The 25,834-nt window shown below is 70.4% G+C and carries 21 protein-coding genes and 3 pseudogenes; 17 read left to right on the plus strand and 7 right to left on the minus strand.

Translation table 11 applies throughout. The features are described 5' to 3' along the window. The first annotated feature begins 581 nt into the window (after positions 1-581). The 10 genes and pseudogenes from OG928_RS33135 (at position 582) to OG928_RS33180 (ending at position 14,228) form a co-directional block, all read left to right on the plus strand. Positions 582-1,070 carry a DEAD/DEAH box helicase family protein gene (locus OG928_RS33135; RefSeq protein ID WP_331765697.1) on the plus strand — a complete coding sequence of 163 codons (489 nt, stop codon included), beginning with the start codon at positions 582-584 and terminating at the stop codon, positions 1,068-1,070. A gap of 290 nt (positions 1,071-1,360) precedes the next feature. Further along, positions 1,361-3,511 (plus strand): Helicase associated domain protein, encoded by a 2,151-nt coding sequence (locus OG928_RS33140; protein ID WP_331765698.1) that lies wholly within the window; start codon positions 1,361-1,363, stop codon positions 3,509-3,511. Between the two features lie 1,249 nt (positions 3,512-4,760). Next, positions 4,761-4,979: a hypothetical protein gene (locus tag OG928_RS33145; protein ID WP_331765699.1), complete on the plus strand. Its 219-nt coding sequence runs from the start codon at positions 4,761-4,763 to the stop codon at positions 4,977-4,979. Positions 4,980-5,167: 188 nt separating this feature from the next. After that, a complete protein-coding gene (locus OG928_RS33150) occupies positions 5,168-5,422 on the plus strand; it encodes a hypothetical protein (RefSeq protein ID WP_331765700.1) in 255 nt (84 codons plus the stop codon). A gap of 124 nt (positions 5,423-5,546) precedes the next feature. Continuing rightward, positions 5,547-6,803 carry a TnsA-like heteromeric transposase endonuclease subunit gene (locus tag OG928_RS33155; RefSeq protein ID WP_331768207.1) on the plus strand — a complete coding sequence of 419 codons (1,257 nt, stop codon included), beginning with the start codon at positions 5,547-5,549 and terminating at the stop codon, positions 6,801-6,803. A 1,594-nt stretch (positions 6,804-8,397) separates the two neighbouring features. Further along, positions 8,398-8,775, plus strand: a pseudogene (locus OG928_RS33160) (TniB family NTP-binding protein); the annotation flags it as partial. 601 nt (positions 8,776-9,376) lie between these two features. After that, positions 9,377-10,078 carry a hypothetical protein gene (locus tag OG928_RS33165; RefSeq protein ID WP_406292070.1) on the plus strand — a complete coding sequence of 234 codons (702 nt, stop codon included), beginning with the start codon at positions 9,377-9,379 and terminating at the stop codon, positions 10,076-10,078. A gap of 871 nt (positions 10,079-10,949) precedes the next feature. Then, positions 10,950-12,125: a hypothetical protein gene (locus OG928_RS33170; RefSeq protein WP_406291364.1), complete on the plus strand. Its 1,176-nt coding sequence runs from the start codon at positions 10,950-10,952 to the stop codon at positions 12,123-12,125. An 80-nt stretch (positions 12,126-12,205) separates the two neighbouring features. Next, entirely contained in the window at positions 12,206-13,210 is a 1,005-nt protein-coding gene (locus tag OG928_RS33175) for a TniB family NTP-binding protein (RefSeq protein WP_406292071.1), read from the plus strand. A gap of 529 nt (positions 13,211-13,739) precedes the next feature. Then, positions 13,740-14,228: a DUF4265 domain-containing protein gene (locus OG928_RS33180; protein WP_331765705.1), complete on the plus strand. Its 489-nt coding sequence runs from the start codon at positions 13,740-13,742 to the stop codon at positions 14,226-14,228. Positions 14,229-14,709: 481 nt separating this feature from the next. Here the strand turns inward: OG928_RS33180 and OG928_RS33185 are convergent, their stop codons facing one another. From OG928_RS33185 to OG928_RS33195, 3 genes and pseudogenes are all read right to left on the minus strand, one after another. Next, positions 14,710-15,333 carry a hypothetical protein gene (locus OG928_RS33185; RefSeq protein WP_406292147.1) on the minus strand — a complete coding sequence of 208 codons (624 nt, stop codon included), beginning with the start codon at positions 15,331-15,333 and terminating at the stop codon, positions 14,710-14,712. Between the two features lie 88 nt (positions 15,334-15,421). Continuing rightward, positions 15,422-15,886: pseudogene (locus OG928_RS33190) on the minus strand (transcriptional regulator); the annotation flags it as partial. Next, complete coding sequence (locus tag OG928_RS33195; protein WP_406291365.1) at positions 15,883-17,001, minus strand: pyridoxal-phosphate dependent enzyme; 1,119 nt, start codon at positions 16,999-17,001, stop codon at positions 15,883-15,885. The pseudogene OG928_RS33190 and the gene OG928_RS33195, both read right to left, overlap by 4 nt. A 762-nt stretch (positions 17,002-17,763) precedes the next feature. Between OG928_RS33195 and OG928_RS33200 the strand changes: the two genes are divergently transcribed. Together OG928_RS33200 and OG928_RS33205 are read left to right on the plus strand one after the other, a co-directional pair. Then, a complete protein-coding gene (locus OG928_RS33200) occupies positions 17,764-18,129 on the plus strand; it encodes a hypothetical protein (protein WP_331765707.1) in 366 nt (121 codons plus the stop codon). Positions 18,130-19,090: 961 nt separating this feature from the next. Next, positions 19,091-19,183 carry a helicase associated domain-containing protein gene (locus OG928_RS33205; protein WP_331765708.1) on the plus strand — a complete coding sequence of 31 codons (93 nt, stop codon included), beginning with the start codon at positions 19,091-19,093 and terminating at the stop codon, positions 19,181-19,183. A 177-nt stretch (positions 19,184-19,360) separates the two neighbouring features. Here OG928_RS33205 and OG928_RS33210 read toward each other — a convergent pair whose 3' ends face one another. The 3 genes from OG928_RS33210 to OG928_RS33220 are packed head-to-tail and all read right to left on the minus strand — an operon-like array spanning position 19,361 to position 20,399. Further along, complete coding sequence (locus OG928_RS33210) at positions 19,361-19,573, minus strand: hypothetical protein (RefSeq protein ID WP_406291366.1); 213 nt, start codon at positions 19,571-19,573, stop codon at positions 19,361-19,363. Positions 19,574-19,608: 35 nt separating this feature from the next. Beyond that, a complete protein-coding gene (locus OG928_RS33215; protein ID WP_331765710.1) occupies positions 19,609-19,965 on the minus strand; it encodes a hypothetical protein in 357 nt (118 codons plus the stop codon). After that, positions 19,962-20,399, minus strand: coding sequence for a hypothetical protein (locus OG928_RS33220; protein WP_331765711.1), 438 nt, complete (start codon positions 20,397-20,399; stop codon positions 19,962-19,964). Before OG928_RS33220 ends, OG928_RS33215 begins: the two co-directional genes overlap by 4 nt. A gap of 536 nt (positions 20,400-20,935) precedes the next feature. Between OG928_RS33220 and OG928_RS33225 the strand changes: the two genes are divergently transcribed. The 3 genes from OG928_RS33225 to OG928_RS33235 all read left to right on the plus strand — a co-directional run bounded on the left by OG928_RS33225 (position 20,936) and on the right by OG928_RS33235 (position 22,859). Next, the gene (locus OG928_RS33225) at positions 20,936-21,787 is read left to right on the plus strand and encodes a TniB family NTP-binding protein (RefSeq protein WP_331765712.1); all 852 of its coding nucleotides are present in this window, start codon (positions 20,936-20,938) and stop codon (positions 21,785-21,787) included. A gap of 356 nt (positions 21,788-22,143) precedes the next feature. Next, positions 22,144-22,563 carry a hypothetical protein gene (locus OG928_RS33230; protein ID WP_331765713.1) on the plus strand — a complete coding sequence of 140 codons (420 nt, stop codon included), beginning with the start codon at positions 22,144-22,146 and terminating at the stop codon, positions 22,561-22,563. Continuing rightward, positions 22,560-22,859: a transcriptional regulator gene (locus OG928_RS33235; RefSeq protein WP_331765714.1), complete on the plus strand. Its 300-nt coding sequence runs from the start codon at positions 22,560-22,562 to the stop codon at positions 22,857-22,859. Before OG928_RS33230 ends, OG928_RS33235 begins: the two co-directional genes overlap by 4 nt. Here the strand turns inward: OG928_RS33235 and OG928_RS33240 are convergent. After that, on the minus strand, positions 22,782-23,222 hold the full coding sequence (locus OG928_RS33240) for a hypothetical protein (protein ID WP_331765715.1): 441 nt from the start codon (positions 23,220-23,222) through the stop codon (positions 22,782-22,784). The genes OG928_RS33235 and OG928_RS33240 overlap by 78 nt on opposite strands. Before the next feature lie 65 nt (positions 23,223-23,287). Between OG928_RS33240 and OG928_RS33245 the strand changes: the two are divergent. Together OG928_RS33245 and OG928_RS33250 are read left to right on the plus strand one after the other, a co-directional pair. Beyond that, a pseudogene (locus OG928_RS33245) lies at positions 23,288-23,979 on the plus strand (DMT family transporter). A 365-nt stretch (positions 23,980-24,344) separates the two neighbouring features. Further along, positions 24,345-25,781 carry a hypothetical protein gene (locus tag OG928_RS33250; RefSeq protein WP_331765716.1) on the plus strand — a complete coding sequence of 479 codons (1,437 nt, stop codon included), beginning with the start codon at positions 24,345-24,347 and terminating at the stop codon, positions 25,779-25,781. Positions 25,782-25,834: the final 53 nt, after the last annotated feature.

Raw genomic sequence — 25,834 nt, forward strand, 5'->3', positions numbered from 1 at the left:
CTGCGCGGCTTGCGAGTGAAAGGCCGCCGCCAGGTGGCGGCCGGATGGCGCGTTGCGCCATCAAGTGAAGGACAGCCGCTTCGCGGCTGTCGGAGTCCGTCCGCGCTGCGGACCCGGGGTCCCGCCGCGGGACTTAATGCCACCGCTTCGCGGGTGCCTGTAGCTGCGCGGCCAGCTGGCAAGTGGGTCCGGGCGTTGGCTTGTTGGTGGAGTCGACTTGACGTAGGCGAGCTGCCGGGGCGGGGCTTCCGCATAATGGGGGTTGACGTCTCTTGTCTTTCCTCGCTGGTGCGACGGAGCCCGGTGCCGGGTCCACCTCACCGCCACGGCCTCCCTCGGCGGCCGAATCCTCCGGGCGCGTCACCGTTCGAGACATCTCGAATCCAACATTCAGACACGTTCGTACGGAAGACAGGGACTAGCGGTGACTCAATTCTTCCACAGGTAAGATTAGACATGTAGCGGGCACCCCGGCAGGTACTCCGGAACCGAATGGAGAAGGTCCATGCGTAATTCCACACCACGGCTTCGACCGCATCAGGTCGAGGCCGCCGACGCCGTGCGAGAGCTCCGAAGGCCCTGTGGGGCCCGGAGGAAACCGCGGCTCCCTCGTCTCCGCCACCGGGACCGGCAAGACCCTCATCGCCGCCGAGACCGCCAGATGCCTCGCCCCCACCGGCGGCACCCTCGTCCTGGTCCCCACCCTCGACCTCCTCACCCAGACCGTCACCGCCTGGCGCACCCTCGGACACGACGAACCCATGCTCGCCATCTGCTCCCTCGAAGGCGACACCGCACTCGGCGCAGCGGGCGTGCGCGCCACCACCAGCGGACCCAGCCTCGCCCTGTGGGCCCAACAACACGCCCGGTACACCGTGTTCAGCACCTACGCGTCTCTCGGCGCCATCATCCACGCCCACACCGGGCCCTACGGAATCCCCGCCCTACCGGCTTGGACCCTCATCCTCAGCGATTTATGCTTCCGGCTAGAGCCGCCGGCCACATCGACAAGACCTGGACCGACGTCCACGACAACACACTCGTCCCGGCGCAGCGGCGGTTGTACATGACCGCCACACCCCGCATCTACGAACCCTTCAAAGGCCGGCGCAGGCGGCGGCGTGGCGAGCGGCGGCGCGGTGGCGCCGGGCGTCCGGGTGGTCAGGAGGCGCTCTTCGAGGCGGGACACGTGCCCAGGGCCCCGAGCCTCGGTCTCGGGGCGGGAGACCACACCGAACCTCACACCCGACCTCACATCGAGCTCCCGCCGATCCCCGACGATATCGATCCGGAAATCGATTCGGAAGACGAGTATTTCTCGCCGGAACTGCAAACGGAAATGATCTACGAAACCGGTGAAATGTCCGCTTTCGCTGACGGTGCGTCAGATGACGACGGCGACGGCGATACGTCGCAGACCCGGGGATCGCGACGCTCGCGCGTCCCCGCACTGCCCGAGGAACTCGCCGTGTCCATGGACGCGATCGAGATCTACGGGCCGCGTTTGTTTCAGCTCGGGCTCGCCGAAAGTGTGCAGCGCGGTCTGCTCGCGAGGTTCGTGGTGCTGGTGGCCGACATCAGGGACAAGGAACTCAACCAGGCCCGGCGCGACGCGCGAAAGGCCCTCGACGACGAGAGCCCGAACGCGCCGAAGCTGGTCGAGGCCTGGCGCGGCAAACGCCTCGCCGCGTTGCAGACCGCGCTCCTCAAGACCGCGCGCGAGAACAACCTGCGCACCGTCATCACGTTCCACCACCGCGTCGCCGAAGCCAAAGCCTTCGCCCTCGGACTGCCCGACGTCGGCCGACGGCTGCGCGCCGAACTCCCGGACCAGGCGCCCGCGGACGTGCGGGCCCAATGGCTGCATGGCGATCACCCGGCCGAGCATCGGCGGCGAGTTCTCGGCCGGTTCGCCGAACCCGGCACACCGGGCGACCTGTCCGTGGTCTCGAACGTGCGGATCCTCGGCGAGGGGATCGACTGTCCCGCCGTCGACGCCGTAGCCATTTTCGACGAAATGTCAAGTATTGTGAGTATCACTCAGGCCCTGGGTAGGGCTCTGCGGCAGCAACCGGGGCAGGGCAAGGTCGCCGGCATCGTCGTCCCCGTCTTCCTCGACGACCACGAACACCCCGACGACATGCTCCTGTCGGATGGCCATCGCTACTTGGTGACGGTGCTCGAGGCCCTGAGGGCCCACGCCCCCGAGCTCGTCGAAGCCCTCGCCGTCCCCCAGGCCACCGCACACGGCGCAGCCAGGGCGGTCGTCGAGGACGAACCCGACGACGACGCGGACAGCGCGGCCGACGGCGGTACAGCGGAAGCCGGCGCAGCGGCGGGCGGCGCGGGGGCCGCCGAGGGCGGGAGGGGTCGTGGGAGGGCCGGAGGGGCGGCCGGGCCGGCGGGTCCGGATGTGCCGGGCGGCCCGGGCGGGGGCGTGGAGGCGGAGACACGGCCGTTCCTTGGTGTGGTTCTCCAGCCCACGGGAGCAGCGGATCGTCGCCGACTTCGCGCGGCTACGGGTCATCGACCCCGACGAACGGACTGGAACCGCGGCTACCTCGCCGCACGCCGCTTCCTCCGGACGCGGGGCCACCTCAGAATTCCGCTCGATACACGCGACGAGCACGACCACGACTACCCGGTCGGGCAATGGGCGGCAGTACAACGGAGGGAGTACGCCGCCGGGCGGCTCGACGCCGGCCGCGTCCGCAAACTCGTCATGCTCGGCATGGTCTGGTCACACCCCGACGCCGCCTTCGACGACGGACTCGCCGTCGCACGACGGTATGTCGAACGCGTCGGACACCTCGCCGCGCCACCGGGAGCCGTCCAGGACGGCATCCGCGTCGGCCAATGGCTCGCCAACCAGCGACGTGCCGGGGTTCTCGACGCGCACCCCGAACGCCGCCGGGCCCTGGAGGAGTTGGACCCGTGGTGGCAGCCCGACGGGTGGACCATCGCCTGGCAGCGGGCCGCCAACGAAGTACGCCTGCACCTCGCCCGCGGCGGAGCCCTCGAGGAGCTGACACCCGGACACGTCGCCGGCGGCCAGGACATCGGCAGATGGGCGCAGCGGCACCGGCGAGCAGCCGTGCGGGCACGGCTGGGGCCCGGACAACTCGAACAGCTCGACGCACTCGGCATCCGCCCCGAACACGACGGCGGCGCAGCGGACGGCGACGTGGCGGTGGCTGCGGGCGTCGATGTCGGCGGGTCTGCGGCCGACCGCGACGGGGCGCGGGCGCGCAGGCGCGGTCGGGGCGCGTGGGAGACGGCGTTTGCGGCGGCCGTCGCCTACCGCGAACGCGAAGGCGATCTCGAAGTTCCCCGCGCACACGTGGAGACCGTGGCGACACAGACGGCGACCGGACTCGGTGGTGGCGCGGGCAAGGGTGGCGGTGCCGTCGAGGTCCGGCTCGGCAAGTGGGTCAACAACCAACGCACTCGGCGCGGATCGCTGACCGAGGAACGGGTGCGGCTGCTCACCGAACTCGGCATGCGGTGGTGAGGGGCGGTGTCGGCCGGGGGGGGTCGTGTTGGCGGGTGTGAGGTTCGGAGTGAGGTCGGGGGATGTCGGTGGGGTGTTTCGGGTCGCTCCGGTCGGGGGTGAGACGACGTGGTCGTTCCTTGGTGGCCGGGTCGCCGGGTGTTACGGGTGGACGCCGACGCCCCTGGCGGGGCACTGGGGGTGGCCCAACCACTGTCCCCCGCACCGGGGTGGAGGGCTGCGGGCGGACGCGGAGGTGGTCCCGGGACGGCGGGGCGGCGGGGTGTTGGTGGAGTTGTGTGGGGTCGGGGAGGAGGTGCTCGGGCGGGCGCTGCCGTCCTGGGGCCGGGAAGAGGACGACGGTTGCCGGGTGGGGCACGGCGGGGATGCCGCAGGGGGATGTGGCGGGGGGGGCGGCGCCGTGGTGGGCCCGGTGGCGTTCGGGTGTCGATTGTGTGCGGCGCGGCGTACCGGCGGGCCGGTGCGGGTGGTTCGCTACGCGGCGCGGTGGGAGCGGGTGTGCGTGCGGCACGGGCGGTGGGGTTTGGACGCGGACGCGGGTGGGGTTCCGGAACACCTGGACTTGCGTGAGGTGCCGGAGGTGGTGGCGGCGCGGCGGCGGTGGGCGGTGTGGCGCGGCGGGCGGCGCGGGCGGGGGTGGGTCCCGGGAAGGTGTTCGGGGTCGCGTGGGCGGTGGTGTGCCGGTGGTGGGAGTCGGCGTTGCACTGGGAGCGGGAGGAGGTCTGGCCGCAGCGGCTGCACGCGGTCGCGGGCGGGGACGCCGGGGGTGATTTCGGGTGGTGGCGGGTGGTGGGGCGGGACGCGTCGTCTTCCCGGAGGTGGTCGCGGTGGCGGACGCGTTGCTGGATCCGGGCATGGTGGAGCGGTTGTGGCGCGACAGTGGTGCCGGGCGGCCTCGGATGTTGCGGGTGGACGGGGCGTTTTGCCGTGAACTCGGGGAGCGGGTCAGGCGGGCGTGGTTGGGGTCGGTGGTCGTGGTCGAGGACGGCGGCCCCTTGATCGCGTGGATGGGCGCCGTCGTCCGCCGTCGGCGTGGGGGCGCGGGTGCGGGTGTGGGGTTGGGGTGGGTGGACGATCCGTGGCGGGTGCGGCAGGAGGATCGGCCGGCGACCGCGGCCGCGCTGTTGCGGTCTCCGGGCAGGGAGCGGAAGGCGGGCGGTTCGGGGACGCTGTGGCGCACGATGGTGCCGGCGGAGGAACGCATGCTGATCGACGAGCTCGTGGGGAAGCGGAGGAGCAGCTGCTCCCGTTGCGCGGGGCGCAGACCGGCAGCACCGCGGACGCGGCCCGGCACCTGCTGGGGAACCTCTCCTGGGGTGTCGAATTCCTCGAGCGGGCTTTGTGGCGGACCGCTGTCGCGGCGTTGAACGCCGGGGTGCCCGTGCAGGACGTCGCCGGCTGGGCCGGGTTGTCGGCCGCGGAGTTGACGGATGTGCTCACGGCCGGCCGGGACGAGAACGACGAATAGGCGCGTGGGCCGGCCCGGGTCGGGTCGGACCGAGGTGGTCGGCGCGTAGGGGCGGGGGCGGACCTGTTGCGGCGCAGCGGTTATCACGGGCTCGGTGTGCGTGGGGTGTTCGTGCGGGGGTGCGCTCGTTCGGGTGGTGGTGGGGTTCTCTGTCTTTCTGAGGATTTCTCGCGTACTTGACTACGGGCATGGATGAGCGGTTCGCGGTGGGCGGGGCGGGGGTTCGGACCCCGGCGGTTGCGGAAGTGGCCGGTGTCGAGGCGGAGTTCGTCGACGCGGTGGGGGGCGTGGTGCAGCGGCCGTGGGTGGAGGCGGCGGGGTCGACGCGGTTCGAGGAGTTGGCGCCGGTGTCGGCGTTTGCGGTGGTGCCGGGGCGGCGGTGGGGGCCGGGCTGGTGGTGGTCGGCGACCACCGGCGGCCATGTGGTGCACGGCCGGCCGTGATGCGTGATCGGTTGATGCCGTTCTCGGATCGATCCGCGGGTGGTCGGGTTGGCGGGGCGGCCGCCGGTGCGGTTGGTGTGGCGCGACGCGGCGGACGGGCGGGGTGCGGTCGTGGGTCCCGCAGGTGTTCGCCCGGTACGCGGACGGCACCGCGCTGCTGGCCGACTGCCCGGGTTCGCCCGGTGCGGGTGGGGTGCGGGCGTTGCGGGCCGGTGGGGTGGTCGCGGCGGCGTGCGAGGCGGTCGGCTGGTCGTATCGGCGGCTCGAGCCACCGGACCCGGTTCTCGTGGCGAACGTGCGGTGGCTGGCCGGATACCGGCATCCCCGTCATCGGGGCTCGCCCGCCGTGGAGGCGGCCGTGATGGACGCGTTCGCCCGGGCGCGGCCGTTGATCGAGGGTGTGCGGGCGGTGGGTGATCCGATCGTGGTGTGGCCGGTGGTCTTTCACGCGTTGTGGTCGGGGCGGTTGTCGGTGGTGTTGTCGCGGCCGTTGCACGAGCGGGTGCCGGCCTGGGCGGGACCGGGGTCGAGGCGGTGGTCGGCGCGGCGGCCGAGGGTGGGGTGTCGTGGTGAGCGGCGGGGGTCGGCGGCCGGTGGTCGCGGTGGGCGCGCATGTGGTGTTCGAGGGGCGTTCGTGGCAGGTGGTCGCTCTGGAGGGTCCGGTGGTGCGGCTGGTGGACGAGCGGGGTGTGGTCGGGTCGATGCTGGTCGGGTACCTGTGCGCGGCCCCGGACTTCGCGCTGGTGGGTGCGGGCGCCTGTGGCGGGGGTGCTGCCGTGGGGCTGGTTCCAGACGGTGCCGTTGCGAGAGCGCGAGCGGGCGCTCGCGTGGCAGCGGCACATCCACGAGATCGAGTGCGGGTTGCCGGACGGCCCGGGCGGTGTGGGGGTGCGCGCGTGCGCAGTACGGCCCGGGTCGGTCCATGGCGGAGCGGGAGCGGGCCAAGGTCGAGGAGATGCGGGCGTCGGGGTGGGCGGTGAGTGTGGCGACGGTGCAGCGGATGCGCGGCCGGTATCGGCGGCAGGGCCTGTGGGGGCTGGTCGACAAGCGCGCCACGCGCGGCGCGAGTGCGACCGGGCGCAGCGACGAGCGGGTGGTGGTGGCCGTGTTGGAGGGCGTTGCGGCGGCAGCGGGGGCGGTCGAAGGGGACGGTGGAGGGGTTGCGGCGGTTGGCCGGGGAGATCCTGGACCGGGCGCATGGGCCGGGTGTGGTGGCCTTGCCGTCGCGGGCGACGTTCTATCGGCTGGTGAACGCTTTGCCGATTCAGCGGAGCGAGCCGGGCGGCCGGCGCGGACCGCGAGCGCGACGACGCCGCCGTTCGCTCCCGTGGGTGTCGCGGCTGCGAGCAGGTCCAGGTCGACAGCACCCGCTTGGACGTGATGGCCGTTTTGGACGACGGGCGGTTGGGGCGGCCGGAGTTGACGATCGCGGTGGACGTGGCGACGCGGAGCGTCGTGGCGGCGGTGTTGCGGCCGGAGGGGACCAAGGCGGTCGACGCCGCTTTGTTGCTCGCGGAGATGGTGGTGCCGCATCCGATGCGCCCGCACTGGCCCGAGGCGTTGGAGCTGTCGCGGGCGAGCGTGCCGTATGAGCGGCTGGCGACGGTGGATGGGCGGTTGGAGGGGCGCGGCGGCGCGGCCGGTGATCGTGCCGGAGACGATCGTGGTCGACCGGGGCAGGGTGTTCGTGTCCGAGGCGTTCCTGGCGGCGTGCGAGACGTTGGGGGTGAGCGTGCAGCCCGCCCCGCCGCGCAGGCCCGCGGCGAAAGGGGTGGTGGAGCGGACGTTCGGCGCGATCAACACGCTGTTCTGCCAACACGTGGCCGGGTACACCGGGTCGAACACGACCCGGCGCGGACAGGGTGTGGAGGACGAGGCGTGTTGGACGGTGCCGCAGTTGCAGGACCTGCTCGACGAATGGATCACCGTCGGGCGGCAGGGCCGTCTCCACGAGGGGCTGCGGGCATCCGATGATGGCCAGGGCGGCGCTGACGCCGAACGAGATGTGGGGCGCCCTGGGTGGGGCGTGCGGGTATGTGCCGGTGCCGCTCACGGGGCGGGACTATGTGGAATTGCTGCCGGTGCGGTGGCATCGGGTCACCGACCGCGGGATCCGCATCGACCACCGCACCTACGACCATCCGGTCCTGGGGGCGTGTCGGGGACGGTCCTCGGGAGTGACCGCGCGGCAGGGCAGGTGGGAGGTGCACCACAATCCCCACGACGGCCGCCAGGTGTGGGTGCGCCTGCCCGGCGGGGAGTTCGCCGAGGTGCCGTGGATCCACCGCGACCACGTGAACGCGCCGTTCGACGTCCACGCGTGGAGGCACGTGAGGGAGAGCGTCGAACGACGCGGGGACCGTGAGCGGCACGAAGCCGACCTCGCCGGCGCCCTCGCGGCGCTCCTGCGCGAGGTCCGCCCCGCCGTGGGGCCCGCCCGCGGCGGGAGCCGAAGAAGTCGTGGACGCGAGGACACCGCGGCGGGTCGGGCGGTTCCCGGGGCGCGCCGCGTCGTGGAGCAGGCGGGCACCGGGCACGACGGGCATGCCGCGAACTCGGAGGGGGTCGCGGGATTCGTCTTCCCGGGACGCGTACCGGGCGCGGCGGCGCACGACGGTGCCGGTGTTGGTGTGGAGAGTCTGGACGACCTCGACGGCGGCGGCGAGTTCCTCGACGAGGACACGGACTCCGAGTCGAAGTCGGGGTGGGGCGTCCGGCGGAGCGGGCGGGTTCGGGTTGTACGACGCGCACGCCGAGGCCGAGTTGTGGTGACCGGCGCGGAGGCGGCGGAGGGCCGGTGGCCGTCGCCCGTGACGTGGGACGGGTTCCGGGACTTCGTCGAACGGCCGCCTGTCACACCGCCCGAAGCGGGCGAGGCCGGGCGTGGGGTGGAGGAGCGTTTGGCGTATCACTCGCGGTTCGCCGTCGTGCGCACCCCGACGATCGACGCGATCTCGCGGACGGTGCGCACCCTGATGATCCTGGGCCGCCACCAGGAGACGGGCGCGCGGCCGTGTGTGATCGTCACCGGGCCGCCGACCACGGGCAAGACCACCGCGCTGTTGCAGGTGGGTCGGGCATGCCACCTCGCCGAGGCCGCCCGACGCGGCGGAAGGGCGTTGGAGGGGTGGGTGCCGGTGGCGTACGTCCTGGTCCCGCCCGGTGCCAGCGCGAAGGCCCTTTCCACCGAGTTCGCGCGCTTCCTCGGGGTTCCGGTGACCGCGAGGGCGACCCAGGCGCAGATTGTCGACGCGGTGTGCCACACCTACCGCGAGGCGGGGGTGAGGTTGGTCGCGATCGACGAGATCCACCGCCTCAACCCACGCACCACGACGGGGGCGGAGGCCGTCGATTTGTTGAAGGATCTGACCGAACGCATCGGCGCGACGTTCGTGTTCGCGGGCATCGACGTGGTCGCCACACCGTTGTTCGGGGGTGTGCGCGGGGCGCAACTCGCCGGGCGCGCCACGGTCGTCGACTGCGGGCCCGTCCCCCTCGGCGGCGGGGGCGGGCGGACGCCGTTCCGTGACCTGGTCGCGGCGATGGAAGCCTGTCTGGACCTGCGGGCACACCCCGCGCGGGGACACTCCCTCGCGCGCGCGTCGTATCTCCACGCCCGCACCGGCGGACGCATCGGCAGCCTCGCCCGCCTGCTCCGCCAGGCCGCGATCGCAGCGATCCTCGACGGCACCGAGAAAATCACCAAACCGGCCTCGAGGGGATCGTGCTGGACCACACCGCCGAGGACCACTACCGCCCCCGCGTCACCGGACGCACCCGCACCGGTGGCCGCACACGGCGACACGACACGTGAAGGCGACCGGGACCGGCCCGCTCCCGGGAGCAGGGTCGGGGTCGGGAGCACTTGCAACACACGATGGCGCGAACCCTCGGGGCCCGGCTGCCGAACCCGCGTTGTGGGGCCGGACCGACACGCGACCGGGCGCGTTCCGTGTGGCTCCCCTGCCTTACGAGTCCACCGCCTCCTGGCTCGGTCGCGTCGCGGCGACGTATCGGCAGAGCGTGCCCGAGTTGCTGGACGGCATCGGCATCACCACCACGGGCGCGCGAGGCGCCGACGACACCGACACGACCGAGATCCACCTCGACGACGCGGCACGACACCGACTCGCCGTCTTCGCCCGAGTCCCCCACCACCACCTTGCGCGGGCGCTCCCCCACCTCGAACGGCCCCGGGACGCGAACCCGGCCCGAACACCGGACGCCGTCGGGGCAACCGGGGGGCAGCGCCGCGTGGTATCGCCCCGACCCGTACGAACAACTCCTTCGTGGCGTGCCCGTGGTGCCCCTGCGCCACACCGCAGGCGCCACCGCACGCGCACGGATGTACCTGCCTGCCCATCGGGTGTGGTGCTCGCGGCATTCGTGTTGGAGCACCCGTGGGCTCCGACCGCGGCTCCTGGACACCCGCGGCCTGCCCGAACTCGCCCACACACCGGGAACACCGCAGGCTCCTGCGCCGGCCGAACGCGAACACCGCCTACACGTGGGCACAGGCCATCGTCACCCGCTGGTACGACCACCGGCTGTATCTCACCGGCCGGTGGAAGGCGCGAGGGCGCCGCCTGGCCGCCTTCAACCCCGACCACACGACCACGCAAGGCAGTTCCTGGGAACTCACCGCCCGGCCCGTGATCGTCCATCCCGAAACGGTCGTCCTCGCCCGCGTCCTCGCTCGTACGCGCCTACCGGCGACACCCCGGCCCGACCGGCACCCGGCCGTGACCACATTCCTCGAACACACCGCCCACACACTCGGACTCGCACGCCTGGCACCCGGACCCGACGACCTTTTGCGGTCCTGGATCCGCCACCACACCCGACCCTGAAAACCCCGGGCTGCGGGCCGATCCCCCGGGACCACCCGAGAAGAACCGCCAAACGCTGCCGCCTACGGCATTCCCATCCGAACCGCACAAAATCTCAGTGCATCCCACAACACCCGCGAAACCCAACGGAAGTGAGAAAACCCCAGCTCACAACCCCGCCCGAGCCCACCCGAACACCCCACCCGCACCCCGAAAACCACGCCCACCAACCCCACGCCCGGAACAACCATCCCAATACAACTGCGAAACCCCCCGGGCCCACACACCCCACACCACCCCACAACCAACGACCACTCACACTCGGACTCACACGCCTGGCCCCCGGACCCGACGACCTTTTGCGGTCCTGGATCCGCCACCACACCCGACCCTGAAAACCCCGCCCCGGGCCGAGCCCCGGGACCACCCGCAAGACAAGGCCGGCAACCGCCGCCTATGGCATTCCCATCCGAACCGCACAAAATCTCAATGCATCCCACAACACCCGCGAAACCCAATACAAGTGCGAAAACCCCAGCTCACAACCCCGCCCGAGCCCACCCGAACACCCCACCCGCACCCCGAAAACCACGCCCACCAACCCCACGCCCGGAACAACCATCCCAATACAACTGCGAAACCCCCGGCCCACACACCCCACACCACCCCACAACCAACGACCACTCACACTCGCGGAGATGGCGGTGCCGCACCCGGCCCGGCCCACGTGGCCCGACGCGCTGCGCTTCGCCCACACCCGGCTGCTCTCGCGCGAACGGCTGATGACGCTTGACGAACGCCTCGAGGGCGCTGCCGCGCGGCCGGTCGTTGTTCCGGAGACGATCGTCGTGGACCGGGGGAAGGTCTTCCTGTCGGGGGCGTTCACCGCAGCCTGTGAGACGTTGGGAATCAGTGTGCAGCCCGCTCCGCCATTCGCGCCGACGGCGAAGGGCATCGTGGAGCGCACCTTCGGGTCGATCAACTCCTTGTTCTGCCAACACCTTCCGGGGTACACCGGCTCCGACGTCACCCGGCGTGGCAGGGATGTCGAACGCGAGGCGTGCTTCAGCGTCGCCCAGTTGCAGGACCTGCTCGACGAATGGCTCGTGCACTGGCACCAGCGCCCCCACGAAGGACTACGCCATCCGGTGATGCCCAGGGTCGCGTTGACGCCGAACCGGATGTGGGCCGCCCTGGTCGCGGCGTGCGGATACGTGCCGGTACCGCTGACCGGCGGCGACTACCTCGAACTGTTGCCGGTGCGATGGCAGGCAGTCACCGAACGCGGGATCCGCATCGACCACCGCACGTACGACCACGAGGTCCTGGGCCCGCTTCGCGGGCAGTCCTCCGGCATCGCCACCCGAGGCGGGAAGTGGGAGGTCCACCACAACCCCCACGACGGCCGCCAGGTGTGGATCCGCCTGCCCGACGGCGAGTTGACCGAGATCCCCTGGATCCACCGCGACCACACCCACCACCCGTTCGACGACCGCACCTGGCGGTACGTGCGTGCCACCGCCGGCCGCCATAACGATGCCGACATCCACGAAGCGAACCTCGCGGAAGCCCTCGACCAGCTCATGCGCCGCGCCCGCACCGGTCAGGCCACCCGCATCGAGCACAACCTCCTGGCCCGCGGCACACCCACCCGGATTCCCCCGCCGACGCGCTCCGGGCACGAAGGGCGGGAGCAGGACCTCGGCGACGCGGTCCCCGGGACGGGCGAGGACGGCCTCGACGAACTCGACGACGGTCCCGACGAGTCACCACCGCGGGGGTGGGACACCGACGAAGCCGACCCGGGCTCCCCTGCCCTGCGATATACGGGGTACGGGCTCTACGACGCACACGAGGAGGCCCTGAAATGGTGAGCCCCGGTGAGCAGTCGGGCGACGACAGAGGCAACGCGTGGGTATACACCGATATCGACACGAAGGAACAGTCCCGGCCGGTGACCACCTGGCAGGGCCGGCAGGACTTCGCGACCGCACCGCCCCCGGTGCCGCCCGAGCCCGGCACGCCGCCACGCGGCCGGGAGGAACGCCTGGCCTACCACTCGACGTTCGTGACCGTCCGCACCCCGGCCATCGACACCCTTGCCGCGAACGTGCGCACGCTGATGATCCTGGGCCGTCACCAACGGACCACCGCCCGACCGTCCCTGATCGTCACCGGGCCCGCCGCCGCGGGCAAGACCACCGCGCTGCTCCACGTCGGGCGCGCCTGCCACCTCGCCCGCGCCCGCCGTGTCCCGGCGCCGCCGGGGCAGGCCCACCCACGCGTACCGGTCGCGTACGTCCTCGTGCCGCCGGGCGCGACCGCGAAGGCCCTGGCCGCCGAATTCGCCCGCTACCTCGGTGTCCCCTTCACGGCCCGGATGACGCAGGCCCAGATCACCGAGGCCGTCTGCCACACCTACAACCGGGCCGGCGTCCACCTCGTCCTCATCGACGAGATCCACCGCCTCAACCCCCGCACCACCACCGGCGCGGAGACCGCCGACCTGTTGAAAGACCTCACCGAACGCATCGGCGCGACGTTCGTGTACGCGGGCATCGACGTCACGACGACGCCGTTGTTCGGTGGGGTACGCGGGGCGCAACTCGCCGGACGGGCCTCACTGATCGAGTGCGGGGCGTTCCCCGCGCGGCTCGGGAAACGCGAACCGTTCACCGAGCTGATCACCGGGTTGGAAGCCGCCCTCGACCTGGACGCACACCGGGCCGGGACACTCCCCCGTCTCGCGTCCTACCTCCACCAACGCACCGCCGGACGGATCGGCAGCCTGGCCCGCCTCGTACGCCAGGCCGCGACCGGCGCCATCGTGGACGGCACCGAACGCATCACCAGAACCAGCCTCGACGCGGTCCGTTTGGACCACCTCGCCGAAACACACCACCTCGCCGAAACACACCACCGCCCCGGCACACCCGGGTCCCGCGCACCCAAGCGGTAGGCCATCCCGGCCCTGCCACCCAAGCCAAAACCCTGTGAACAGCACAAACACGACCGGAGCCTTTAGGCGTACCAGGCTATGTGCAACACACCCGCGCGTTCCCAACGAAACTGCGACACCCCCAGGTCAGGCCCCCACGGCCCCCACCCGGACGCCACGAAACGTTCTCAACCAACCTGCAACACCCCAGGTCACAGCGGCGGCCGCACACCAACAACCACTGCGAAATCACACGTCGTCGGGTCGCGGCGGCGCCTCGTTCACGCGGGGAGCGAAAATCGGAAGCGCTCCACCCGTGCTCGGTCTTCGCTTGTCGGCCGTCGGTCGCTCGTTGGCCTGGGGCCATGAAGGTCTCGACCTCACGCTCACCTTCCTGCGGAGCAAACGCGAGCAGGCCGGCGCCTTGATCGATCGGGTCCGGTCCCACTCGGACTACCTGGCCCCCGCCGCCGACAGCCGTGGCCACCGACAGCCGTGATCGACTGCGGCAGCATTACGGTCATCGGAGCCGGTCCCGGGGAGAGCAGACATGCAGTTCATCGTCCACGAGCACCCGGTCGGACGCGGCGCGACCAACTACATCGCGCGCGCCGACCTGGGCCCCTTCGGGCTGGACGGACGGGTCGAGCAGCTCTGGCTCACAGCGCTCAATGACGGGAGCTACGAGGTCGCCTGCATCCCGTTCTTCACTTATGGGCTCGGTCTGGGCGACACCGTACTTCTCAACGAGAACGACTACGTCGGCGAGGTGGTCGGAACCTCGTGGCATCGCGTCCTCCGGATCCTGATCACCCCGGACTTGCCGTCCGCCGACCTTGAGAAGGCTGTTGCCGAAGTCAAGGCCGAAATCGTCGCAGCAGGGCTGCTCAGCGAATGGAGCGGCGATCGCTTCGCTGCGGTCGACGTCCCGCCGGGCGATGAACCCTCGAAACTGTTCGCTGTCACGGAGACGACGGTCACCGCCGGGGTCGCCTTCTGGGAGTGGGCCGACGCCATGCCGCTTGCGAGCACCCCGTGACATCCCGCGCCTCTCGCAGGATCTCCTGACGCCGGCTCTTGGTGCAGAGAGGATCGATGACGTATCCGACGCCTTGCCACAGGATGTCGCGGGCCCGCTCGCGGTGGATCCGCTTCCTCACCCGCCACGACGGGTTCCGGTTCATCCCCACCGGGCATCACGCCATCCGTGTCTACGAACCGTTGACCGAACCAACCTCTTCATTGATGCAGGGAACCGAGGCCTGGGATGCCGTCTGATCAACCGCGCGCTGCGCGACGGCCCCGACTGCCCCGACTGCCCCGACTACACGTGGACCACCAGCAGTCGGCCCCCGAACGCCGGTGCCTCCCCGTCATGGCGACCGAGACCGGCGCCGCCCTCACCTGCCCACACATCGCCGGAGGCAATTCCCTCGACGGCGCACCCCCGCCCCGGCCCCGACCACCACGTCCGCCTGCGGCCCACCACCGCAGGTAGCGGGCCGCGCGGCACGCCCCCGTCAGGCCTCGGTGACCGAGGTCGCGGACGCTCGGACCGCCGCTCGCGCAGCCGGAGATTCGGACACGCGCACCGGAGGGGACTCGCTCTCTCGCCGCGTGCGGCGGAAGGTGTGGAACTTGCAGATGTCGGGGTCCCCGGCAAACCGATACATCCGAGGTTCCCGGCGTGAACCGGACACCTCGTAACGACCGCCGTAGTTGTGGCGGGTGCCCAACGTCGTGAAGAGCAACTGCACATCGCCGAAGTCCCGGCGCGGTTTCAAGGTCCGGGTTCCGTTGCCGGACGGTATCCGCAGGGTCGAGGACGTGATCTCGAAATCGTCCGGGTCGGGCCAGTCCAGCGCCGTGAACGTGCCGTCCGCCTCCAGCGTCAGCCGACCGGAAGGCTTGCCCGCGTAGGTTCCGACCAGATCCGAGGCGACCAACCCGGACGGACGCCCGCCCTCCTCGGCACACGCGAAGCAGCGCGCGCACCCGGTCGCCGACGTCCCGGCGGCCACCACCACACACGCGAGCACCGCCACCGGCCACCGCATCCGCTCCCCCTCCCGTACTCCACCCGGGTACGCGGTGATCATTACGGACTCGCCGGGACCGCTGTCGGTGGGGTTCGGTAGCGGCACGACACGGCCGTCGGAGACCTTGCCCCCATTCGGGTCCGACGACCCGGATCGGCCTGCCGGCACACCCCCGCCGCCGCGCCGCACGGGGTTCGGCCGCGTACTCCTCGACCAGAGCGCGCAATTCCCCGGCGGTACGTGCCCGCAGGCTCTCGGTGAAGGACTGCTCCTGCTCGTCGGTACGGAGCAGGTTGTGCAGGGTGCGGGTCGCGGTGGTGAGCAGTGAGACGTCGAGGTTCAGGCATACGGCGGCGATGTAGTCGCCCCCGCTGTTCTTGATCCCGATGGAGGTGCTCTTGACCGGACGGCCGCCGGGGAAGGTGTCGGGGTGGTTCCGGATGACGTTGGGACAGTCGGGATCCCGGATGCGGGCGACGCCCGGCTCGGTGGCCGGATCACCGACACAGCGGCCCGACAGGTTGTTCCCGATCGCGCGGATCGAGTGCTCCCGGTCGTGCGGGTCGTGCAGGACGACCTCGCACCCACCCGGGAACATGCGACCGATGGCGGTCACGATCGTCTGGGTCTCGCGCAGCAACGACTCGTCCTCGGTCACATGAACAGCCTGCCCATCGCGGCGGCGGCCTTGAGGCCCGATCCGGTCAGGACGACCACCACCGTGTCGCCGGGGCGGATCGCCTCCCTGGAGGCGAAGGCGTCGATCGCGGCAGCCGCCGAGGCCGAGGTCGGCTCCGCGTAGAGTCCGATGCCCGCCAGGCGACGGGTCGCCGCGACGATGTCGTCCTCCGGGATCGCCACGGTGTCGCCGCCGGATCGCCGGATCGCGTCCACGATTTCCGGCAGGCGGATGGGCGACTCGATCGCCGTGCCCTCGGCGATCGTGGGCCCGACGTCGACGGCTGGGGCCCCTTGGAACGCCGCGTGAACGGGCGCGCATCGTTCGGGTTGGGCGACCAGCAGCCGAGGGAGCCGGTCGATGTGACCCGCGGCGAGCAACTCGCCGAAGCCGAGATCGCATCCCAGGACGACGCTGCCCGCGCCGGCCACCGTGACGACCACGTCCGGCGCGGCGAAGCCCAGGTCCTCCCACATCTCGTACGCCAAGGTCTTGGTGCCCTCGAGGAAGAGGGGGTGCCAGTTGTGGCCGGCGTACGCGGTGGTCCGCGCCTCGCGCATCGCCTGCTCCGCGGCGGCCGCCCGATCGCCCGGCACGAGCACCACCTCGGCACCGTAGGCCCGGGCCTGCAACACCTTCGCCGCGGACGTCCCCTCCGGGGCCAGGATCCGGGCTCGGATGCCGGCGGCGGCACAATAGGCCGCCACCGAGGAACCTCCGTTGCCGGAACTGTCCTCGAGTACCGACTCCACTCCCCGTCGGGCGAGCAGCGACATCATCACGCTGGTTCCGCGATCCTTGAAGCTACCGCTCGGATTGAACCATTCGAGCTTGAAATGCACGTCCCGGTCCCCCCAGCGCCTTTCGATCAGCGGGGTGCACCCCTCGCCGAGCGACACCGGTCGGGTGACGGCTCCCGCAAGCGCGGCGCGGTAGCGCCACAGGGAGCGCGTGGAGGTCTCGATGTCCTTCGGCCCGATACCCGGCCGCGGCCCGACCATCAGCGGCGCGCCGTCATCACCTCGCCAACGCAGCGCGTCGAGTGGATAGGTCCGCCCGGAGCGCGGGTCGAGATAGACGTCCATGATCACCATCCCCGATGTAGACGGAAAGTCTAGCATTAGACGATCCATCTAATCGTCGCTCGGACGTCGGGCCGCCGGGAGGGCACCGGCCACGAGGCCGGCACCACGCGCGGGGTCGGCCCACACGAGCACGACGGGGCCACCGAGCCGTGTACGGGCGCGGATGACCACGTCACGGCAGTCCTTCCAACCGAAGCCCTTCGGTTCGTCCCCACCGGCCCCGGTACCCGCGGATCCCGTGGATCCGACATGACCGCCCGCCGGGCCGGCACCGAACCACAGCGGTGCTCCGAACCCGCAACAGCGGTTCGATCAGGGCCCATTGACGATCCGTCAACGACGAGTCGTAACCGGGTTTGCAGACACAGACGCACATGCCCGCGATCGTGAACCGCCATCGGCAACCCGCACCGGCGATCTACACAACAGACCGAAAACGATCAGTTGCCCAACATTTTCTGAGCCGTGGCCCGAGAACAGCAGCCACATGTGCAGCCCGGCGCGACCCCCATCGCGTCGAGTGGAGGCGGGCCGCTGCGAACGCGTGGCGCAACCGCGAAGCAGCCTCGCGAACTTCGGCTACCGAGCCTCACTTCGACGCAGGGCCCGGGTGCTACCTCGGACAGGCCCCTCGCCTGATCCCTCACGAATCCCTCGCGAGTCCCGAAGGGTGTGGTTCGGCTGCGTTGGGCTCGACGAGGATCGTCGGCATGCCGTCGGGTTCCCATGGCGACCCGGCGGCCCATCCCTCTACCAGGAAGGTGTTTCTGCATGCGTACTTTCACCTCCAGGCTCGGCATCATCGCAGCGGCCGGCCTTGCGGTTCTCGGGGTGACCACCGCTGTCGCCGCGCCCGCGAGCGCCGCGACGACCTCGATCTCCAACCCCACCGGGGGTGCCAGAGCCACGTACGACTACAGCACCGGCTACCTCACCATCAAGGACACCGCGTCCGACGGTCGCCGGGCGACCGTGCACTATCGGAACGAGGGCCAGGCCAGCTACTGGTACCTCGACGCGACGCGCGGGTACGGCACGAGCCAGAGGGTCAAGGTCGGCCCCGGCCGGTGGTTCGAGATGCAGGTCTGTGTCAGCGGCGACTACAAGTGCAGTGGCTGGAAGATGGTTTACGGCTGACGGTTCGAGCGGCCCCGACACCCCCGCTGAGAGCCCCTGCGTGCTCGGCGGGGGTGTCGTCCGCCTCGGAGCGGTGAAGAGCCCGACGTCAGTCTTCGTGTGCGGCTGCCTCGCGAGCCGCGCCCTGAATCTCCTCGCGCACCGGCCGGCGTGTGGCGTCGGCGGCCCGCATGGGTACCCGTCCCCGAACCCTGGTCCCAGGTCGGGGACTTCGCCATGGCATCCCCTGAACCGGGGTGCTGCAACGACCGCCGGCACCCGGGGAAGTAGTCGGCGCCGATCGAGACCCGACGCGGCCGCGACCAGGGAAAACGATCGGTGGCCGACCGATGCCAAAGCAACCCCGAAAGCAACCCCAAAGGCGACCTCGCCCACGGCCGGGCCGGCCGCCTTCCCGCCCGCCCCGGGCCCGACCGGCGGCTGTTCACGGAGGCTCCGGGCGCAGGCGGATACGGCGACACCCCGTGGAGAAGTAGTCGGCTGTTCACCGGCCCTTGTCCAGGGCGGGTGACCAGGCGTTTTCCTCGATTGCCCCGCCCACCCGAAGGGACCCGAGGCGGGACCCGAGGCGGGACCCGAGGCGGGACCCGAGCGTCTTGTGCCCGCCGCGACCGTGACCGTTACGACCGGGCCCTGGCCGGGCTCGCCCTGCCGGGCACGGTCGACGAAACCGGCCGCCCCGTGCCCACACCCCAATCCCGACCCGGCGTACCCGAGCCCGCGCCGCTCGCCTCCAGGTGACGGTCCCCGATCACGTCGCGTCGGTGGAGACGTCACCGTCGTTGTCCCGCCCGACGACCACCGAACCCGCGCCGGACGCGCCCGAAGCGGCCGCGCCTGCCGGCGCGTTCCCGGAGGCGCGTGTAGTGATCGCCGCGCGGGACGGTGATTCCGCGGGCGGCGGGACCGCGGGCCCGGCGCGGCGACGGTCGGCGATGCCGGCGCAGACGTCGAGGTCAGGTTGGGAGAGTGGGTCAACAACCAACGCACCCGGCGCGGATCGCTGAGCGAGGAGCGGGTGCAGCTGCTCACCGAACTCGGCATGCGGTGGTGAAGTCGTGTCGGCCGGGGGTCTTTCGTGCTTGGTGGGTGTGAGGTTTGGAGTGAGGTCGGGGAGGTGGGGTGGGGTGTCTGTGGGGGTGTTTCGGGTCGCTCCGGTCAGAGGCGCTGCCGTTCTGGAACCGGGAGGAGGACGAGGCCGCCGGGTGAGGTCGGATGGTGATGGCGGCCGTCACCAGGCGGTGACTTGCAGAATGTAAACACGTTCGTGGCGTGGGACGACCTGGTAAACGAACATGCCGTTCGCGACCAAGGCCGTGCCGCCCTGGGGCGACAGGCCTTCGTAGGCTTCGCCGTGGATGTGGAGCGCCTCGGCGGCGCGGACGAGTTCGGCGGCCTTCTCCTCGACTTGGACGATCAGGACCGGTGGGGCGCCGGCGGTCACGTACGGCTCGTCGGGCTCGTACTCCCAGGCCCAGGTCACCCGGTGGCCTCGCGGGCCTCGGCGAGGACGGCAAGGAGTTCCGCGCGCGCGGCCTGCCAGGCCGGGTCCTGGCGTTCGAGGGTCTGCAGGGTCTGCTCGGCGGCGTGGCGGCGGGCGAGGAGGTCGGGTCGGCGCTCGACTTCGACCTCGCCCGCCCATACCGTCAGCCAGCCCTGGATGGGCCCCAGGTGTGCGCTTTGGGCGGCGAGTTGGAAGGCCTCGTTCTTCTGGCGTTCCATCTCGGGCAGGCGATGCGGCGCGACGCGGGCCAATGCCACGCGCAGGGCGTCGGGGGTCCGCTCCGGGCGGGGCAGCCGTTCGCCGCCCGGCAGGGGTGTGGTGGGCTCGCTCATGCCGCGTCGTCCTCTCGGTGTGTGCGGGGTACGTGGCCGGTCGCGGTCAACGTGGTCTCCAGGTGCCCGTCGACGTATCCACCGATCAGCAGTTCACACAGCACGGGCATCGACTTCACGCCCGCCGCCGCGCGGTGGTGGTCGGCACGCGACCACACCCGCCGCGAGAGCGGGCCCGTACGGCAACCGGTCCGGGCGGTACCGTCCCGGGTCGGGCCCAGGGAACGACCCGAAGGCGGGGTCACGGTCACCCGGCCGTCGGCATAGGCGTTCAGCAGGGCCTCGAGCACCGGCGTCAGGTCCAGGGCGTCTCGGCCCGCACGCGCGCGAGCCTGCCGCCACAGACCCACGTCCATCCACAGCAGACGCTCACGCGCGCCACTCACGGCATCCGCGCCCGGGGCATCCGTGTCGATGTCGGTGTCGTACGGCATGGTGGTCCTCCCATCACGCGACATACGTCCTGGGTCATATACGTCCTAGGCCCCATCCGCCCACAATCCTAGATGTGTGACATCCAGCCGGCAAACCCCGGCGCCCGACGCGCCCGACGCTCCCGACGATACGGCGACGGGCAACGGGCACCGGGGTGTACTTGTCGGGAGCCGGGCCGGCCGACGGGTCGCGACACGCGACGCGGGCGGTCGGGCGCGCCCGGAAGATGATCCGGTCAAGGTGATCCGGTGGACGACCCCGTCGGATTCCCGGCTGCGTGTGCCGGCCAAGGAGGAGAAGACGGGCGGCTCCGGCACGAGGCGGCGCTGCATGGAGTCCGCCGAGGCACGCGCGCTGATCACCGACCCTGTGGGCACCCAGGAAGAGCTGGTCCAGCTGCGCGGGGCCCAGACCGGCAGCACCGCGGACGCGGCCCGGCACCTGGTTGCGGAACCTCTCCCGCGGTGTCGACCTCCTCGACCGGGCCCGTGGCGAACCGCTTTCGCGGCTCTGGACGCCGAGGTGCCGTTGGAGGGTGGGCCGCCACCAACAGACCACCGCCCGACCGGCGTTGATCGTCACCGGCCCCGCCGCGGCCGGGAAGACCACCGCCCTGCACCCGCGTCGGACGCACCTGCCACCTCGCCCACACCCGCCGCGCCCCGGCGCTGCCCGGGCAGGCCCACACACACGTGACGGTCGCGTATGTTCTCGTACCGCCAGGCGCGACCGCGAAGGCCCTGCCGAGTTCGCCCGCTATCTCGGCGTGCCCGCCGGCACCCGCATGACGCAGGCACAGATCACCGAGGCCGTCTGCCACACCTACGACCGGGCGGGCGTCCGCCTGGTCCTCATCGACGAGATCCACCGCCTCAACCCCCGCACCAGCACCGGCGCCGAAACCGCCGACCTGCTGAAAGACCTCACCGAACGCATCGGCGCGACGTTCGTGTACGCGGGCATCGACGTGGTGGCGACGCCGTTGTTCAGTGGTGTGCGCGGGGCGCAACTCGCCGGACGGGCCTCGCTGATCGAGTGCGGGGCGTTCCCGGCACGACTCGGGAAACGCGAACCCTTCACAGAGCTGATCGCCGGAGTGGAAGCCGCCCTCGACCTGAACGCGCACCGCGCAGGGACGCTCCCCCGCCTCGCCGCCCACCTCCACCAACGCACCGCCGGCCGGATCGGCAGCCCCCTCCCGCCTCATCCGCCAAGCCGCGATCACCACCATCGACGACGACACCGAACGCATCACCAAAACCAGCCTCGACCGGATCCGCCTGGACCACCTCGCCGAAACCCGGCACCGCCCCGGCACCACCACCGGGTCCCACACACCCGGGCGATGGGCGATCCCGGCCCTGCCACCCAGGCCAAGGCCCCGTGACCAGCACATGCACGGACCGGGCCTTTAGACGCACAGGGCTATGTGAAACACGCCCGGGCCTTCTCAACGAAACTGCGACACCCCCAGGTCAGGCCCCCACGACCCCCCACCCAGACGGCACCGAAACGTTCTCATCCAACCTGCAACACCCCAGCCCACACCACCACCCACACACCAACCACCACTGCGAAATCACAACCGCCGGGCTCGGCTCCAACCTTCGGCTACCTCGACGGGTGAGTGTCCTGGCCGACATCGACGGCGATCGCTGCGGCAGCCGTCGGCGCTGGACGGCCATGTCGGAATGACAAGTACTTGCCAACTTGATAAGTACTTGTCATGGTGGAGATATGGAAATGAGTGAACTGACCCCCTCGGTGGCCCTGGCACAGGCGGAGAGGCTCAAGGAATCGGTGGACCGGCAGTCGCGCTGGGTGATCCGCTTCCAACTGGCCTACGGGACGATGGCGTTCGCCCAGGTGCTCACCCTTGCCCTGCTGGGCGGTCGGCTGGGCGCAATAGTCAGTACGGCCGTGTGGGTGCCCCTGATCGTCGGGTTGAGCGTGTACGCGGCGCGGCAACCGGTCGCGCATCGGGGGATGGCGGTGACGCACTACGTGATGATGGGAACCTGGGCCACGCTGTACGGGCTCGTGCTCGGCATCGGCGTCGCGTTCTTCCCGGGTGACCCGGCCTGGTGGCTGGCGGGTGCGGTGCTGGTGGCGCTGCCCGGTTTCGTGGCGGCCTGCGTGACGTCCCGGAGGGTACGGGCATGAGTCATCCCCGGCACGCGCTGGACGACATCATCCACTCCCCTGTTCGGTTCTCGATCATGGCGACGCTGGCGGCGGCCGAGAAGGCGGAGTTCGCGTACGTGCGCGACACAGTCGAGGTGACCGACCCGGTGCTGTCCAAGCAGGCCGCCCTGCTGGAGAAGGCAGGCTACGTCAAGATCACCAAAGGGTACGTCGGGAAACGACCGCGGACCTGGTTGTCACTCACCACCCGCGGCTGCCATGCCTTCACGGCGCACGTCGAGGCGCTGCGTGCGATCACCGAGAATGCCGACTGACTCTTCACCGACTGTGCCGGCCGGTCCGTGCCAGGAGACGAACGCCCGGCGTTCTCCGGGTTCCCGGGGCGGGACGGCGAGGCGGACGGCGTCGTTGTCGTTGAGCAGGAGCCGGCCGGCGGTGTGCAGGTGGTGCAGATGTACCCACACCTTGTGTTCCTCGGGCAAGTGGACGTTGCCGTGGCAGTGCAGCCGCGGGCACACCTCCTTGTGGTCCTGAGGGTGCCCGTGGTCGCGGTCGTCCGTGAGGCTGTCGGCGAACTGGGCGATCGGCAGGAGCATCGCCCGCGCGTCGGGTCCGTCGCCGTCGACCACCACAACGGTGCCCTCCCTGATCCGGTCGTCCAGGTAGGTGGCCCCCATCGGTACCCTTCCGCGATAGATCGGCAGCGACCTCCACCCGTTTGACGGGGCAGGTCGACGCGCATGTGCCCTACTGGTTGCCGGCCCTGCCACTGATCGCCGGCATGTGCGTGAGCTGGCAGCAGGCCGTAAACGGGCATGTGCGGCGGACATCCGGCTCCGCCTATGTTGCGACCTTGCTGAACCTTCTGATCGGTACCCTCACGCTGGGGTTCGCCTTCATCGCGCACGACCTCCTCACCGCGTTCCCCACTTCGCTCCCGCCCGACCATGGATGTATCTCGGCGGGCCCGTGGGCGTGGTGGGGATCCTCATCGCCGTCTCGGCAGTCGGTCGTCTCAGTGTGCTTGTCCTGGGCCTGGGCGTCATCACCGGGCAGTTGGCGGGATCCGTGATGCTGGACCTGTCCGTCCCCGGGCCCGACTCCGAGGTCACCGCGATCTCCGTGACAGCGATCGCGGTGGCGCTGATCGCCGTCGGTGCAGCAGCCTCGGGCCCGCTACGTGATCATCGCCGAAGCCCCCCGCCGTGGACAGGTGGACATGTCCCTGGCAAGCGTGGATTCCACGGTGCTTCGAGCCGACCACGACGCAGCGGGCACGCGGGTGAGCGAGGAGGTCCTCACAGCCCTGGAGGAGACCTCCGGCCGGACAAAGGAGGATCCCGGAAAGGGCAAACGGAACATGCCGTGCAGGCCGACGCGCTCCCGGCCGGGCCGAACGATGCCGGATCCGGCACCGACGCCGGGCACGACTGAAGGTTGCCCAGGTGCTCCCAGTAGACGCTGCGCCCGTCGGAACCGTGAATCGTGAAGTCCGGAAGCCTATATCTCCGACCTGGAGCCCGACTCCTGCGGTGGTAACTCCCCGCGGATTCCCAGGTGCAGGACGGATAGAATCTCCTACGACGCCTGCCGATCCGCCACCCGCAGACGCCCACACGTCGACTTCGGCGCCGGCAACGGCGCCGGCAACGGGACCGGTCAGACACAGTTCATCCGAAACAGGCCACGAAAGCGATGCACCGTTGTCATCGATAAGCCGACAGGCCCGGGAGGCGCACCAGCGGACGATGGCCCGATCCTGGGCGGAATTCCAATCGGCCCAAGCTCTGCGGTCCCGCATGGATCGGATTGCCTATGATGCGTCGTTGCAGGATCCGGTCGCCGCCCAAAACTACCGTGATTATTGGACGCTCGACCGGTTGACGGGAACGAGTGAAATCCAAGAATATTTGCGGGAGGGCTTGACGGATATACGAGGCAACAAAGGCAAGGCATTCGTTACGATACATCCGGAAACAGATCCGTTGCATGCAAGGATGACCGCTCTTTCCTTGCTCGTCATGGCCAGGCATTATGGCGAGGTCGACCTGCGGACCGTGACGATCGACGACACTCCTCCCGAACGTTTTCCCATCGCCCGTGCGGTGGCCACACAGGGCGAAAACCCCTCGCAGCTAGGGGTGTGGTTCAGCTCCACGGTTCTCAGAGCCGACAATCGGGAAACTTTTCTTCGCGACCTCTTGCGTGAGGAGAGAAACGCCTTCGGCGCGCAGCGTAGATTTGGCGTGGGTAGCACGGCGGTCCACGAGTTCGGCCATGGAATTTCCTGGGTCGCAGACGCCCTCAGGAGAAACGGGAAACTGCAACGCAGCGTTCAGGAAACCGTGCTCAACAGCGTGCGACCCGACGAACTGAAGGCCATCTGGGGAGCGGTCGTGCACCGCTACGGCAATGAACTTCGGAACATCGAGGCGTCCGGCGCGGATCCCGGAAAGATCAGCAATTTGAAAGCCGACCTTCATCAGAACTATTTCGGCTCCGACACGGTGCTCCGCAACCAACAGGCGGCCGCTGCGGTCGCAGCGAAGATCGGTACCTACGCCAATAGCACCATAGACGAGTTGGACGCGGACACGGTGGCCGGTGCCGTTCTCGGCGGGGACTCGCGGAAGGGCCTGACCCAAGACCTGTTCGCCGAGTTGATGTGGGACCTGGATCGAAGTGCCGACGACCGGCCCCGTTTTCTGGATGCCTTCCTGCACGGCATGCAGGTCACCGAGCTTGACCGTGCTTGGAAATCGGGATACGTCCCGGAAAACAACACATATCTCTTGGCGGCGGCCAGTGAACCACTCCTGCCGCTACCTCCCCCCAACCCATGGATCCGCCCGAGCGTTTCCGCCGAACCGACGGCATCGATCCCCAAGCCACAACGCGAATCGCCATCGCCGCAGTCGCCCGACTCTCCGGCGACGGTACCGGTACCCGTGCCGGTCCCCGTGGCCGGGACGAAGACGACGGCCGAGACCACTCGAGGAAGCGAGGACCCCACAATCCCGAATCTTCGCGTACCCGACCCGAGAACTCTGTGGGCCGACGGAACCCTGGCCACTGTGGCCCGCTCGTTCACCCCGGTCCGTTCGACCCGGGGAGCCGGCTCGTCTGCGCAGTCCTCGACCCCCGTCGGTCAGGGCGTCGAACGAACGCCTCGTCAACGCGAGGACCGCAACTCGAGAGAGACGAGACAGGAACCGCGCGGACCCGCCATGGGCTGAGAGCGAGGCCGGCCGAGGGACAAACCGCAGGCAAAGACAAGGGCCCGCCCAAT

Origin of the sequence: Embleya sp. NBC_00896, assembly GCF_045207785.1 — a bacterium.
GTDB lineage: Bacteria > Actinomycetota > Actinomycetes > Streptomycetales > Streptomycetaceae > Embleya.

What these genes read in the sequence shown, in the direction of transcription:
- OG928_RS33240 (WP_331765715.1), bottom strand. Translation starts at nt 23,222, where the DNA reads ATGGGGGCCACCTACCTGGACGACCGGATCAGGGAGGGCACCGTTGTG.
- OG928_RS33180 (WP_331765705.1), top strand. Translation starts at nt 13,740, where the DNA reads ATGCAGTTCATCGTCCACGAGCACCCGGTCGGACGCGGCGCGACCAAC.
- OG928_RS33250 (WP_331765716.1), top strand. Translation starts at nt 24,345, where the DNA reads ATGGATCGGATTGCCTATGATGCGTCGTTGCAGGATCCGGTCGCCGCC.
- OG928_RS33215 (WP_331765710.1), bottom strand. Translation starts at nt 19,965, where the DNA reads ATGAGCGAGCCCACCACACCCCTGCCGGGCGGCGAACGGCTGCCCCGC.
- OG928_RS33235 (WP_331765714.1), top strand. Translation starts at nt 22,560, where the DNA reads ATGAGTCATCCCCGGCACGCGCTGGACGACATCATCCACTCCCCTGTT.
- OG928_RS33170 (WP_406291364.1), top strand. Translation starts at nt 10,950, where the DNA reads ATGGCGGTGCCGCACCCGGCCCGGCCCACGTGGCCCGACGCGCTGCGC.
- OG928_RS33140 (WP_331765698.1), top strand. Translation starts at nt 1,361, where the DNA reads ATGTCCGCTTTCGCTGACGGTGCGTCAGATGACGACGGCGACGGCGAT.
- OG928_RS33220 (WP_331765711.1), bottom strand. Translation starts at nt 20,399, where the DNA reads ATGCCGTACGACACCGACATCGACACGGATGCCCCGGGCGCGGATGCC.
- OG928_RS33200 (WP_331765707.1), top strand. Translation starts at nt 17,764, where the DNA reads ATGCGTACTTTCACCTCCAGGCTCGGCATCATCGCAGCGGCCGGCCTT.
- OG928_RS33230 (WP_331765713.1), top strand. Translation starts at nt 22,144, where the DNA reads ATGAGTGAACTGACCCCCTCGGTGGCCCTGGCACAGGCGGAGAGGCTC.
- OG928_RS33150 (WP_331765700.1), top strand. Translation starts at nt 5,168, where the DNA reads ATGGATGAGCGGTTCGCGGTGGGCGGGGCGGGGGTTCGGACCCCGGCG.
- OG928_RS33195 (WP_406291365.1), bottom strand. Translation starts at nt 17,001, where the DNA reads ATGGTGATCATGGACGTCTATCTCGACCCGCGCTCCGGGCGGACCTAT.